A 13,549-nucleotide genomic window follows, 5' to 3' on the forward strand; every position below is an offset into this window, starting at 1 on the left:
TAGCGCAGATCGGCGGTTTTTCGGGGGGTGTCGGTGGGGGGGGGGATGCGGGCGCGGCCCCCGCCCTGCTCGCGTGCGCGTGGGTGCCAGGCGGCACATGGATGTCCAGAGCAGAAGCACAGGCACCAGCCATGCGGGGAGGTGAGGAGCCGAGGACCGGTACACCGCCCCGCTGCCACACGACGAGCCGAGGTGACCTCAGCCCGCGTCGGGAGTGGAGCGACCCGCCCTTCGTCCACCACGGTGACGGTCGGGGCCGGTATGCCGGTGACGGCTGCGTCGATCCGGTCGCTCCTCCACCGCCGTGCTCCCGGCGGCCGAGGCCGGCCGGGTGCACCCAGTGACCCATGGACACCTCGGCGGCCTGGCCCGTCCCCCGATCCGTCCCGCCGCGAGCGCTAGGCGCTGCGGCTCGCGCGGGTGCGAGCCATGAGTTTGCCCAGTTCCCACAGGAGCAGAAGCGCGACGGCGGCCAGCAGGGCCCAGCCGAACTGCCGGGCGTTGATCTCGGTTGTCCCGAGGATGCGGCGGAAGCCGTCCATCTGGGTCACCAGCACCGCGAGGACGAACTGGGCCAGTGCCACCCAGTTCATCTGCTTGCTGTCGAACGTGGACGTCGTCAGGACGGAGTCCGTCTCGCTGCGGCATTCGAACGCGGCCACGATCAGACAGAGCGCGAAGGCGGTGAAGGCGATCGACTGACCGGTCCGGACGCTGTCGAAGTGGGCCTGACCGAGCTCGATCAGCCCGAGTAGGACGACGGTGATGGCCAGGCCGCCGAGCCCGACCGTGACCAGTACGGACCGGGTGAGCACCGACTCCCCTCGCGGACGCGGCCTGCGCCGCATCAGCCCCGGACTCTCGCGGTCGAAGCCGAGCGCGAAGCCGAACGTCGCGTTGACCACGAAGTGGATCCACAGCACCTGCGGCGGGGTGAACGGTTCGCCGGCGGCGATGTTGAAGACGGTGGCCCCGAGAAAGGTCAGGACGAAGGTGACCAGCAGTAGGAGGACGAAGCGGATGTACTTGGTGAGGTTGTCGTAGATCCTGCGGCCCTGTTCCACGGCGTAGACGATGGTCGCGAAGTCGTCATCGGAGAGGATCATGCGCCCGGCGTTCTTCGCCACGTCCGTGCCGCTGCCCATGGCGATACCGATGTCGGCGGCCTTGATGGCGGGCGCGTCGTTGACGCCGTCCCCGGTCATCGCCACGACCTCGCCCTTCTTCTTGAGCGTGTCGGCGAGCAGCACCTTGTGCTCCGGCGCGACGCGGCCCACCACACCGATGCCGTCGATACGGGCGAGCTGCTCGTCCTCGCTCATGGCGGCGAAATCGGCGCCGAGGACCGCTTCACCGGGGATGCCGAGCTGCCGGGCGATCGCCGCACCGGTCGTGACGTCGTCACCGGTCACCATACGGACCCGGATGTGCCCCGCCTGGGCACCCGCCACGGCGGCCCTGGCGTCCTCGCGGGGCGGATCGACCATGCCGACGAGACTGGTCATCCGCAGCTCGGTGACGTACGAGAGAAGGTCGCCGTCCGGGTCGAAGTCGGCCGGATCCAGATCACGGGTGGCCGCGGCCATCACCCGGTGCCCCGCGCCGCCCATCCGCTCGCTCTGCGTCCTGGCCCGCGCGACCAGCCCGGGGTCCGACGGCGTGGTCCGGCCTGCCGGGGACGCGGTGGCGGCCCGCTCCAGCACCGCCGGTACCGCGCCCTTGACGAAGCATCGGACGACCTGCCGCCCGGAGGCGTCGACCGCCGAGTTGAAGGTGGCCATCAGCTTGTAGTCCGGGTCGAACGGCAGCGTGGCGAGCCGGGGGAGCCCCTCCCGGGTGCCGTCGATGTCCAGCCCGGCCTTGTACGCGAGCACCAGCAGCGCGCCCTCGGTGGGATCGCCCACCACCTTGCCGTCCACCAGTTTCGCGTCGCTGGCCACCACGTAGGGCAGGACCGCGTCCTCGATGCCCGCGGAGGAAGAACCCGCGGCATGATGGATCTTCCCCGCGAGCCCGTAGCCCGTGCCCGAGACGGTGTACCGGTCGGTGGGACTCACCACTTCGACGGCGGTCATCTGGTTCATCGTCAGGGTGCCGGTCTTGTCCGAGTTGATCGCCGACGTGAACGCCAGGGTCTCGACCGACGGCAGTTCCTTGACGATGGCGTTGCGCTTCGCCAGGTTGAGGCTGCCCACGGACAGGATCGCCTGCGTCACGGTCGGCAGTGCCTCGGGGATGGCGGCGATGGCCAGCGAGACCGCACTGACGAACAGGACGTCCCACGCCTGGTCCCGTTGCCGTCCCAGGGCGAACATCACGACCATGGTCAGGAATGCCGCCCCCGTGATCCACAGCGTGAGGGTGTTCAGCTCCCTGGTGAGCGGCGGCACCTCTCTCTTGGTGGCCGACAGCATTCCGGAGATCTTGCCGACCTCGGTACCGGCGCCGGTCGCGGTGACGACGAGTACGCCGCTGCCGTGGGTGACCGGGGTGTTCATGAACGCCATGTTCGTCCGGTCACCGGGCGCCGGCCGGGGGCCCGACAACGTGCCGGTGCCCTTCGAGGCGGGCACGCTCTCGCCGGTGAGCGCCGACTCGTCGATTTGCAGCGCGCTGGCCTCGATGATGCGTCCGTCCGCCGCCACCTGGTCGCCGGCGGCGATGAGCACGATGTCGCCGACAACGAGCTGGTCGGCGGGGATCTCGGCCTCCGAGCCGTCCCTGCGCACCCGCGCCGTGGCCTTCATCATCGATTGGAGCGCGTTCATCGCGCTCTCGGCCTTGCCCTCCTGGCGCAGGCCCACGACCGCGTTCAGCAGGGTCAGGACGATCAGCAGGATCGCGGTGGTCCACTCCTTGATGAGCAGCGAGACGATCGCGGCGGCCAGAAGGACGAGCTGCATGTAGCTGCGGTACTGAGCGAGGAACCGGCGCCAGGCCGGGGGCCGCTTCTCCGCGGGCAGCGCGTTCGGACCGTGCGAGGTCAGCAGCTGCGCTGCCCGTGCCGCGGAGAGACCGACCGCCGGATCCACGCCCAACGCCGCCAATGCCTCCTGGGGAGTGCGCGCGTACCAGTCATTCTCCGAGGATCCAGGCTGTTCCGCCACGGAATCCGAACGCGCCGTCATCGTTCTGCCTCCGATCCATGGCCGGACGGGTGGTGCACGGGGCCGTCAGGTCCTAGCGGTGCTTCTTCCTGGCCTTCGGATGCCGGTCCGCATAAGGATCGGCCGGCGCCCCGGCGGGGGCTTCCCGTTCCAGCTCCCGTTTGGTCACGAGCAGTTCCCTGCGTGCCTTTTTCCCCACGTCGGGATACTGCGGATCGATGTCCATCAGGGTGTGCGCGAGGATCGCCGCGGCGCAGATCCGTACGAACCACTTCCGGTCCGCCGGCACGACGTACCATGGCGCCCACTTCGTGCTCGTGGCCGACAGCATCTGGGAGAACGCCTGCTGGTACTCGGCCCAGTGCTGCCGCTCCCGGACGTCGGCGGCGGAGAACTTCCAGTTCTTCTCCGGCAGGTCGATCCGCTTCAGGAAGCGGGTGCGCTGCTCCTCCTTGGACAGATTCAGAAAGATCTTCACCACCTTGAAGCCGTTGTCCGTGAGGTAGCGCTCCCAGTGGTTGATCTCCCGGTAGCGCCGCCGCCAGATGTCCGGCCCGCGGGTGTCGTCCGGCAGCTTCTGCCGGAGAAGATTCTCGGGGTGGACTCGCACGACGAGGACCTCCTCGTAGTGCGAGCGGTTGAAGATGGCGATCTCGCCGCGCGAGGGCAGCCGCCGGGCGTAGCGCCACAGGTAGTCGTGGTCGAGTTCCTCGGCGGAGGGCACCTTGAAGCTGCTGACCCGTACACCCTGGGGATTGACGCCGCTCATCACATGGCGGATCGTGCCGTCCTTGCCACCGGCGTCGAGTGCCTGGAGACAGAGCAGGACACCGTACGTGTCCTGGGCGGCCAGCCGGTCCTGGTACTCGGCCAGCAGCGACACCCCGGTGCGCAGCAGCCCTGCCCCGTCCCGCTTCTTCAGACCCGCCTTGTAGCGTGGATCGAAATCGCGGTTCAGGTGTACCTTCGACCCCGGTTTCACCCGGAGCGGCGCGATGAAATCCGCGATGCGTTCGGCTCTCTTGTCCGACATCACGATCAGTCCTTCTCTGGCCCGGCCTGGTGAAATGGGTCGTACACGGTGCTCGCCGTCCCCTCGACGGTGACCGCGTCGACCGACGACCTCCACACCGAACCGCGCGTCCTGCCACAGCCGCGGCAGGATCTCTCCCGAGCATTGTCCGCTCGCGGGGGCAAGTCCGCCCCTTGAGGCTGAGCGGGAGGCCGTCGGGGGAGACGTCGGCGCCGCGCCGGGCCGCCTGTCGCGGGGGGCTCTCCGGGCAAGTCCGCATCCCGCCGGACGTGGGCCTCGGCCGGCGGCGGACGCGGGCGCTGGAGGACCCGGGGGAGGGTGGCCGGGATGATCCCGGACAGCGGGGCGGGCTACCGTATCGTGACGCTCCTCCGGTCATGCACGGCCCCAGCAGCACCCACCCGGCAAGCGGCGGGCATCACGGCCGGCCACCATCGGGCCCGTCACCGGCCTGCTCCCGGACCACCTTCATCAGCCTCGCGAACCGGTCCGTTCGCAAGCGCGTGAACGTCTCGACCCACGCCGACTCAGCCCGCAGCACCTCACCCATGAAGGCGAAATACGCCGGACTGAGCCTTCTGCGACACCCTCTAGCGGGCCGGGCAGGTGGCCGGTGCGGAACCGGCGTCCAGGTGTGCCGGGTCGGCGGATGCCGCCGGCTTGAGGAGGGCGGTGGGGGAGTCGAAGGTCACGGTCGTGGAGAAGGCCGTTCCGCCGTTCTGGGTGCCGGTCGCCAGGAGCCGCGCATGGCCCTGCTCGTCGGGTGACTCGGGCGCGATGTCGACCCAGCAGGGGGTGTCGAACTCGACGTACCGCAGGAAGGTGCTTTCGAGGGCGGTGAGTTGCGCGTGTCCCGGTGCCGAGGCGTGCACGGCCTGGACCACGGCTTCGAGCAGCACGATGCCCGGCACATGGTCGTGCGGGTGGTCGAAGAGCACGGAGTTCGAGGTGTCCGTGCGGAGCTGGTAGCGATGCGGCTTGGATGTGCACCCGATGACGACGTCCAGCGGGTCGACGCGGTCGACCCCTGCCGGAGCGACGGGCCGCGCGGGCGGCAGCGCCGCGGCGAAGGCCCGCTCGGCGTCGGCGTACTCCCTGCGCAGGCGGTCGTAGATGGCGGGCGGGTGGGTGATGTACCTGATCTCGGCGGAGCCGAGGACCTCGCCGTCGCACACGGCCTCGATATGAGCGGTCAGCCGGACCGAGCCGCGTCGGCGCGCGGTGACATCACTGTGCCGGACGCGCAGGTGCACCTCGGCGGGTGCCTCGCGCTGCCGGAACGCCGCCGGAGCGAAGGTGTAGCGGGCGTAGTCCCACCCGAGGCGGTGGTCGAGGGGTATCTCCTGGGTCGCGTGCGACAGCACCGCGAGTGCCTGCCGGACGATCTCGACAAAGAGCATTGGGCTGGTGGCTCCGCTGCGGAGCGTGTAGAAAGCGTGGGAGTGGGGCCAGTTGAGCCGGACGGCATCGGTCTGGGGGGACTCCTCGTGCCAGTCACGGACGAAGACCTCTTCGGGTCTCGCCTTGCGGGCGAATCGCCGTGGATCGTTGGTGGGTAAGTGGGTGTGCGCGCTGCTGGGCATTGGTTCTCCCCCTTGGGACGTCGACGTGCGGAGAGTCATGTCAGCGGGAGCCTGGGCGATCAGGAGATCGAGCGAGCATGAGCAAAAATAAAGGTTGTTCTTTTCTTTGTCGAGGGATGGGCGGGCAGTCATGACAGGTCGGGTGATCAAACAGGAGCGGGCCATCCAGACGAGGGCGGCGTTGCTGCGGGCCGCCGCCGAGGTGTTCGCGGAGTCCGGCTATGCCGGAGCGAACGTGTCGGCGATGGCGGAACGGGCCGGTCTCACACTGGGCGCCCTCTACTTCCACTTCCGCAACAAGGGTCATATCGCCCGCGAGATCGTGCTGTCCCAGCCCGGCCTCGTGGTGCCCCCGCATTCCTCCACGGGACTCCAGCACGCCGTCGACACCACCCTCACCTGGGCCTACCAACTGGCCGACGACCCGGTGCTGCTGGCCGGAGCGCGGCTGGTGCTGGAACAGGAGCACTTCGTCGAGCCCGCGGAGAACACCCACCAGCAGTGGACGCGCGTGATCTCCAGCGACCTGCACGAGGCGAAACGGCGGCGCGAACTGCGGGCGGCGGCCGACGTGGAGGTGGTGTCCCGGCTGGTGGTCAACGCGTGTACGGGCGCGCAGATGCACTCCCACCTGGAGTCCAGGCGCCGGGACCTGCCCGTCCGGGTGGAGGAGATGTGGCGGTGTCTGCTCCCGGCCATCGCGGTGCCGAGCGCCGTCAGGGGTTTGCAGTTCGGCGAATCCCGCGCGAAGAGCGTGTGACGGACCGGCTGTTGCCCTGGGCTCCGCGTGGCGGCCCCCTTACGGTCTGGGCATCACCTGATCGACAGAACGGGAGAGGAAACCGTGGTGGAGTCCGCGCAGGGCCAGCTCCAGGGCAAGGTCGTCATGGTCACCGGGGCGTCCAGCGGCATAGGGGAGGCCGCGGCCCGGCTGTTCGCTGCCCAGGGGGCGGCGGTGACCGTCATGGCACGGCGTACGGACCGGCTGCACGCGCTGGTGAGGGACATCGAGGAGGCCGGTGGCCGCGCCCTGGTGACGGCCGGGGACGTGACGCTGCCGGCGGACGTCCAGCGGGCCGTGACCGCGGCGGTCACCACGTACGGCAGGCTCGACGCGGCCTTCAACAACGCGGGTTGGGGGAGTGTGGGGACACCGCTGCACGAGACGGCCGACGCCGTCTTCGCACAGATCATGGAGGTGAATGTGCGGGGCGTGTGGAACTGCCTCAAGGAGCAGATTCCGGTCATGCTGCGGCAGGGGGGCGGATCGATCGTCAACACATCCAGCACGGCGGGGTCGTTCGCGACCGGTGCCATCGCCCCGTACGTGGCGGCCAAGCACGCGGTGCTCGGCCTGACCAGGGCCGCGGCTGCCGAGTACGGCGGCCGTGGCGTGCGCGTCAACGCGCTGATGGTGGGCAGCACCCGCACCGAGCTGCTGGAGGCGGCGATGGAGCGGATCCCCCAGCTGGAGCAGGCCGCCGTGTCCCGGGCCATCCAGCACCGTCTCGCCGACCCGGCGGAAGTGGCTCAGGCGGCGCTCTGGCTCTGTAGCGATCACTCTTCGTTCGTCACGGGGGCCGGGGTGCCCGTGGACGGAGGATGCAGCGCCGTGTGAGGACGGTCGCTCGGCGGCGGCCGGCCCTCGCCGCACTCGACCGGTATCGCCTGAGGCAGGATCTGCCGCCAGACGCGGGCCAGCAGTGCCGAGTTGTCCCGTTCGCTGTCGGGGCTGTCGCGCTGGGGGAGGGTCGCCTCGGTCCCGCAGACCAGCAGCTCCGCCAGGGCCGCGACCGCCGTCGAGTCCGGCACCGGACACATCTCCGCGTCGGCCGTCGCCCGGAGGCGTTCGTGGATCAGCGGTGTCCAGACGCCCCGCCAGCTGTGCCGGGCGTCGGCGGTCTCCCGGTCCAGCCGCGCGGCGGCCCGCACCGACGCGTCCTTCTCCAGGAGTTCCACGAGGCCGAGTGTGAGTGACACGACGGACTGGACGGGAGGGTCCGGGCGGGCCCCGGTGCGGGCCACGAGGGCGCGGGTCGCGTCGCACCCCTGTTCCCTGACGGCCGCGGACAATTCCTGCTTGGAGGAGAAGTGGAAGGTCAGTGCCCCGAGCGAGATTCCCGCGGCGCGCGCGATGCCGACGAGTGACGCTCCCGCGTAACCGCGCCGGTCGAACTCCTCGGCAGCCGCCGTCAGCAAGGCGCGACGGGTGCGACTGGCCCTCTCCTGCTTCATCGTCCCCCTCTTCCTCGGATCTTCCTCGGACTTCCTCGGAGCTACTCAGGCGCGTTGCCGCTGGTGACGATCGCCCCGTCAGACTAGCCCTGTTCGCGAGTTCAGGAAGGCGAAGAAACAAAAAAATGACTATGTTATTATAGGGTCGACTTGGCGGTCGTTGAGTCACCGGAGGGGGTCGACGGCATGGACCTGAACGTGCTCGGAGGACTGACGGCGCACGAGGAGGGAGTGCCGATCTCGCCCTCCGGGGCCTTGCCCAGGCAGGTGTTCGCCCTGCTGGCGGCATCCGCCGATCGCGTCGTCCCCGTCTGTGAGATCGCCGAGGAGCTGTGGCCGCGCGGGGCGCCCGCGCACGCCGAACAGGCCATGGAATGTCATGTCCGTCAGCTGCGCACGGACATCGGCGCCGCGCTGCGGGCGGCGGGCAGCGACCGGTCGCCCGAGGACGTGCTGGTCTGGGTGCCCGGAGCGTACCGGCTGGACACCGGCGGCGGCTCCAGCGACGCCAGGACGTTCGAGCGGGTCGCCGGAGCGGGCTACCGGGCGCTGGAGACCGGAGACCTGCACCTGGCGGGCGCCCGGCTGCGCGAGGCACTGGACGTGTGGACGGCCGCCCCGTTCACCGGAGTTGCCCAGGGACCGCATCTGCGCTGCCGGGCCGCGGCGCTCACCAACTCCTGGCAGCGGGCCGCGGACCGCTGGATCGAGGCGGACTTCCGGCTCGGACGCTGGCGCGAGCTGTGCGGCGACCTCGCCCGGGTGCTCACCCGGTTCCACTCACCGGCGCCGCTGTACGCCCAGTTGAAGGCCGATCTGGACCACAACGGCCAGGACCCCGAGGTGATCAGGCGGTATCTGCGCCGCCGCCGCGGCGCCCCGGTACTCACCGCCCGCCGCGTCGTGCTGGGCAGGGAAGGACCGTGGCCGACGGGCGGCGGCGACCGGACCCGCAGCATGGTGACCGAGCACGCCATCCCACGATTCCAGAACATCTGACATATGGAGAGCAGCCTTCCGCGTCGGCCCTGACCGAGCGGAACCCGACGCTCCCGCCGTCTTTCTGACGAACTGTCCGGCCTGCGCCGGCGGGACCCGCTCGCGGGGCGCGGGAGACCACCGCCCACGGCCGCCGCGAGGCACGGGCCGAGAGGAAGCGGCGGGTGGTCGGCGGGGAGGGGACGCGCGTACCGTCGCACAGAGCCGTGCGACGAACCTCCCGTACATCTCTCCACCTCTCCACCTCTCCACCTCTCCACCTCTCCACCTCTCCACCTCTCCACCTCTCCACCTCTCCACCTCTCCACCTCTCCACCTCTCCTCCGGCCCGCGCGACCGACGCTTTGGCGGTGTCCGAGCGGCCGGGCGGGCTCTTCGACGCACGGTACGACTCCGGACCACCAGGCCCGCCCGCCGTCGGCAGTGCCGGGGCACCCCGCTCGGCGACCGGTCCCGGCCCGCTGCTCCACCAGGCGCCGTCGCGGGTGGAGACACTGACGGGACGATTTCCGTCACCTCCGCGCACCCGGCCCCGCCGCAGCGGCCGATCATGTCCTCAGCAACCGCACAGCATTGGTGTTTGACTAGGCCGAACCTGCACTGTCAAGGTTCGACGGAGCCGCACAGCCGACGGGGGGCCAGGGCATGGTGGACGCAGCGGACATACACGGCCTCGACCTGCTCACCGTGCTCAGACTCCTGGCCGAGGAGGCGCCCCTGGAGAGCTACGAAGAACTGCTGCTGCGCGCCGGCCAGGAATGCTCCGCCGATGAGCGGCTCCGTCTCGAACAGGCCGTCAGACTGGCCTACGTCATCCACGCCGCCCAGGACCGGCGTCGCCAGCGTGAGGACGGACTCGCCGAACTCATCGACACCGCCCGCGACATGACCCGGCCGCACGACCTGGGCGAGCTGCTGTACATCATCACCCGGCGGGTCAAACGGATCGTCAACGCGGACCTCGCGTGGATCGGCCTGTGCGAGGACGACGGCAGTCTGAGCCTCCACGCCCCCGAAGGCGCGACCACGGCCGTCGTACCGGGGATGCGGCTGGACGGCGGACCGGGACACCAGGCCATCGACATGGGCGCCCCGCTGTGGACCGCGGACTACCTGCGCGACACCAGCCTGGTCCACTTCCCGCACACCGACGCCTTCATCCGCGCCGAGGGCATCAAGTCCCTGCTCGCCGTGCCCCTGATCAACGGAGACAGCGTCCTGGGCGCCCTGTTCTGCGCCGCCCGCAGCGTACGGCGCCTCTCCCCGGACGAGATCGGCCTGGTCAGCTCCCTTGCGGCGTTCGGCGCGGTGGCCATCGAACGCGCGGAGCGGCTCCAGGACGCCCGCAGCGAGGTGAGCGAACTCGAACTGGACGGCTTCCGCGCCCGCACCACCCTGGCCAGGATGGAGCAGCTCGGGGACGCGCAGAGCCGCATGATGAGCCTGCTGCTGTCCGGCGCGGATCTCGACACCGTGGCCCAGGCCGCCGCCGACGCGCTGGACAGCACCGTGCAACTGCGCGACCGCGCGGGGCGCGTCATGACGGCCACCGCCGACCTGCCGGACCTGGACGACAGCGCGGTGGCCGCGACGTCCCTGGACGCCCACGCGCAGCGCGCCTCCGTCGTGCACAGCGAGGGCACCTGGGTCACGCCCGTGCTGGCTGGTGCCGAGAACCTCGGGTTCGTCGTCCTGCGCCCCACCACGGCCCTGGTGGGGGAGGACCAGCAGATGCTGCGCCTCGTCACCCAGACCTTCGCCCTCCAACTGCTCCTGCGACGCGGTACGGCGGTGTCACAGGCACCGGTCCACGACGCGCTGTTCAACGCGCTGCTCGCCCTGCCGTCCCGCAACTCGCAGCAGGCGCGCCACCTCGAACAACGCCTGGGCGACATCGGTCTCGACCTGACCGAGCCGCACGTCCTGCTGGCCGTGCGCCCCGAGGGCGGAGGACACGGCCGCGCCATCGTGTGGGCCGCCTCCTACGCGGATGCGCACGCCGGTCTCAAGACCGTTCAGGACGACTACATCATGCTGCTGCTGCCGGGCACGGAGGCGTCGGCGATCGCGCGTTCCGTGGGCGGCGAGCTGACGGCGATGCTGGGCCGTCCCGTGACCGTGGGCGCCGCCGGACCCGGCCGGCACCCGGGCGATGTGGGGCGCCTGCACGCGGAGGCGGTGCGCTGCCTGGAGGCCCTGACCACCCTCGACGCCGCCGGGAGCACCGCGTCCCTCGGAGACCTCGGCTTCATGGGACTGCTGCTGTCCGAGGCGCACGACGTGAGCGGCTTCATCGACACCGCCATCGGGCCGGTCCTCGACTACGACCGCAAGAACGCCACCGACCTCACCGAGACGCTGGAAGCCTACTTCGCCACGGGCGCCAGCCCCAGCAAGGCCGCCGAGACGCTGCACGTCCACCCCAACACCGTGTCCCGGCGCCTGGAGCGCATCACCGCGCTCCTGGGCCCCGAATGGCAGCAGCCCGGCCGCGTGCTGGACGTCCAACTGGCCCTGAGGACACACCGGATGAGGGCGGTCCTGCGCCTCGGCTCACCGGACGTCGCCCGCTCCTGAGCCATCGGCCCCGACCTGCCCCCCGTCAGGTGACGGACTGTGCCATGCGACGTCGTGGGTTTCGCCGTCATCCATCGGCGGGCCGCGCGCGTGTCCGTGGCCATCGTCGCCCAGGGCTGTGACGGCCATCGTCTTGCCGAAATGGGAGGGAGGAGGACAGGACGGTGGAGGCCACCACCCGCCGCCAAATGCCTTCCAACGGAGCCGGGGCCCGGCTGAGTCGCTCGACCACGGTCACCCGCCCCGGCCCGCGCGACCGGGAAGCACGAGCGCCTCACCCGGCGGCACGGGGCAGCGGTCTCCGCGGGTCTGGTCCACGCCGCTGTCTGTTCGTCCATCGTGACGTGGGGCGTGCCACACCCCTCGAAGCCGCCCACGAGGCTGCCGCCCAGGAGCGGACATCCGGCTGAGCCACCCCCTGGGGGCTTCACCCGGAGGCCCCCAGGGCGATCGCCGTGTGCGCCACGGAGGCCAGTGTCATGTGGCGGTGCCAGCCGCGGAAGGAGCGCCCCACGAAGTCCCGCAGCCCGGCCCGGTCGCCGATGCGCGCGAAGTCCTCCTCCACCCGGCCGTTCAGCTTGGTGATCCGCAGCAGCGCGCCGACCGGCAGATGCGTCATGCCGGTGACCCACAGCCGGGAGGGCGGCTGCGCCGGGTTGGTCCACTCGCCCAGCAGGAGCAGACGCTGGGATCTGGCCCCGGCGGGCCCCGGCAGTGCCACGGGCATGGCGGCGGCGAGGGTCGTGCGCAGGGTGTTCCCGTGCGCCGCGTCCCGCCAGGCCACCGGGGCCCGCATGCTCTTGACGAGTTCGAGAATGCGCTGGGCGGGCAGCGAACCGGCCCGGTAGCCGGGTAGCGCCGGGTCGGCGACGGTCATCCGGGACGAGGGGCTGATCCGGGCGACGAAGTGCACGCCGCCCGCGGCCAGCCGGCCGGTCGCGGCGGAGATCCCGCCGCGCCGCAGGTCGAGCAGGACGGGCCGCCGCGGAGTGCTCCACCGCTGCACCATCTGCATGACGGCGGACACGGCGCACTCCTCCGTGCTCTCCGCCCCGAGCCCTTGGGGCACTTCGGCCTGCTCACGTCGCTCCGGGTCGTTGATCCACGGTTCGGGCAGGACCATCCGCCAGTTGACGGGCGCGCTCAGCTCGGCCGAGGCGAGCCACACGCCGAGCGCCTGCTGGCCGTGGAAGACCTGACCCAGATGGGGCGCGAAGTGCTGGTCCACGCCCACCGAGTGCTTGCCCGCCTTGGGTATGTGGATCGGTCTTATCACCCACGCCTGCGGTGCCGCGGTGTGTTCGAGATAGTCGGCCAGGGCGATGCGCAGCGGTCTCCAGTCCCAGGCGGAGGTGGAGATGAAGTGGTGCAGACTCTGTTCCACCGCCGCTCCGCCCAGATGGGCGGCGATGTTGCGGATGGATTTGCGGCCGGGCGTGGCCAGCAGACCACGCAGGTACTGCTCCGCGCGCAGTCGGCGGTCCCTGCGGCTCAGCAGGGAGAACAGGACGGTGCACAGCTCGGCCACGATGTCGTCGGACACATCGGCATCCGGCATGATGCCGTCCTGGTGAGGCACTGTCAGTGTGTCGGCAGAGCCGTCTTTCCCGGGGTTCCCGAGGATGAAAGAGTTCACGATGCTCCAGCCGTGCGGGGCGGCACTGTCGGGGTTGCCTGCTCACGATGGCTGGCACGGCCGTCCTCTCACGAGGTGATCCGGGCACCTGTTTTCCCGGCTCGGTGCGCCGACGGTCACCTGCTGCCGGTGGATGTGAACTGCGCATGTCCGTCTCTTTGTGGGAATCCGCAGGGAGCATTGCGCCGCCGCGACGGGTGGTGCCGGGACAACCGCCGGGCGGGGACCGGAGTGGGGTGCGGCCACCCCGGCCCGGGGCGGAACTCACCGGATCAGCAGGCCGCCGAGGTAGGAGGTGACGTTGCGGCGGGTCTCGGGAACGCTGTCGCCGCCGAACTTCTCCGCGACCGCGTCGGCCAGGACCAGCGCGACCATCGCC

The 13,549-nt window shown here is 70.6% G+C and carries 9 protein-coding genes and 1 pseudogene; 4 read left to right on the forward strand and 6 right to left on the reverse strand.

The features are described from left to right. Positions 1-398: 398 nt before the first annotated feature. The 3 genes from ACFXAZ_RS37940 to ACFXAZ_RS37950 all read right to left on the reverse strand — a co-directional run bounded on the left by ACFXAZ_RS37940 (position 399) and on the right by ACFXAZ_RS37950 (position 5,723). Positions 399-3,128 carry a cation-translocating P-type ATPase gene (locus ACFXAZ_RS37940; protein ID WP_384601101.1) on the reverse strand — a complete coding sequence of 910 codons (2,730 nt, stop codon included), beginning with the start codon at positions 3,126-3,128 and terminating at the stop codon, positions 399-401. A 52-nt stretch (positions 3,129-3,180) separates the two neighbouring features. After that, positions 3,181-4,140, reverse strand: a complete 960-nt coding sequence (locus ACFXAZ_RS37945; RefSeq protein WP_384601104.1) for a polyphosphate kinase 2 family protein — start codon at positions 4,138-4,140, stop codon at positions 3,181-3,183. Positions 4,141-4,730: 590 nt separating this feature from the next. After that, positions 4,731-5,723 carry a ScbA/BarX family gamma-butyrolactone biosynthesis protein gene (locus ACFXAZ_RS37950; protein ID WP_384601107.1) on the reverse strand — a complete coding sequence of 331 codons (993 nt, stop codon included), beginning with the start codon at positions 5,721-5,723 and terminating at the stop codon, positions 4,731-4,733. Between the two features lie 130 nt (positions 5,724-5,853). On the opposite strand from ACFXAZ_RS37950, the gene ACFXAZ_RS37955 reads away from it, so the two are divergent. Together ACFXAZ_RS37955 and ACFXAZ_RS37960 are read left to right on the forward strand one after the other, a co-directional pair. After that, entirely contained in the window at positions 5,854-6,483 is a 630-nt protein-coding gene (locus tag ACFXAZ_RS37955) for a ScbR family autoregulator-binding transcription factor (protein WP_384601110.1), read from the forward strand. A gap of 126 nt (positions 6,484-6,609) precedes the next feature. Continuing rightward, positions 6,610-7,341: an SDR family NAD(P)-dependent oxidoreductase gene (locus ACFXAZ_RS37960; RefSeq protein ID WP_384601127.1), complete on the forward strand. Its 732-nt coding sequence runs from the start codon at positions 6,610-6,612 to the stop codon at positions 7,339-7,341. On the opposite strand, the gene ACFXAZ_RS37965 is transcribed toward ACFXAZ_RS37960, so the two are convergent. After that, positions 7,281-7,958 (reverse strand): TetR family transcriptional regulator, encoded by a 678-nt coding sequence (locus ACFXAZ_RS37965; protein WP_384601112.1) that lies wholly within the window; start codon positions 7,956-7,958, stop codon positions 7,281-7,283. The genes ACFXAZ_RS37960 and ACFXAZ_RS37965 overlap by 61 nt on opposite strands. Positions 7,959-8,144: 186 nt before the next feature. On the opposite strand from ACFXAZ_RS37965, the gene ACFXAZ_RS37970 reads away from it, so the two are divergent. Together ACFXAZ_RS37970 and ACFXAZ_RS37975 are read left to right on the forward strand one after the other, a co-directional pair. Next, positions 8,145-8,957 carry a BTAD domain-containing putative transcriptional regulator gene (locus ACFXAZ_RS37970; RefSeq protein ID WP_384601117.1) on the forward strand — a complete coding sequence of 271 codons (813 nt, stop codon included), beginning with the start codon at positions 8,145-8,147 and terminating at the stop codon, positions 8,955-8,957. A 645-nt stretch (positions 8,958-9,602) separates the two neighbouring features. Beyond that, positions 9,603-11,534 (forward strand): helix-turn-helix domain-containing protein, encoded by a 1,932-nt coding sequence (locus tag ACFXAZ_RS37975; RefSeq protein ID WP_384601121.1) that lies wholly within the window; start codon positions 9,603-9,605, stop codon positions 11,532-11,534. Positions 11,535-11,961: 427 nt separating this feature from the next. Here the strand turns inward: ACFXAZ_RS37975 and ACFXAZ_RS37980 are convergent, their stop codons facing one another. Together ACFXAZ_RS37980 and ACFXAZ_RS37985 are read right to left on the reverse strand one after the other, a co-directional pair. Beyond that, positions 11,962-13,092 (reverse strand): IS701 family transposase, encoded by a 1,131-nt coding sequence (locus ACFXAZ_RS37980; RefSeq protein ID WP_384601123.1) that lies wholly within the window; start codon positions 13,090-13,092, stop codon positions 11,962-11,964. A 342-nt stretch (positions 13,093-13,434) separates the two neighbouring features. Next, positions 13,435-13,549, reverse strand: a pseudogene (locus ACFXAZ_RS37985) (chorismate synthase); the annotation flags it as partial.

The organism is Streptomyces sp. NPDC059477, from assembly GCF_042749375.1.
GTDB lineage: Bacteria > Actinomycetota > Actinomycetes > Streptomycetales > Streptomycetaceae > Streptomyces.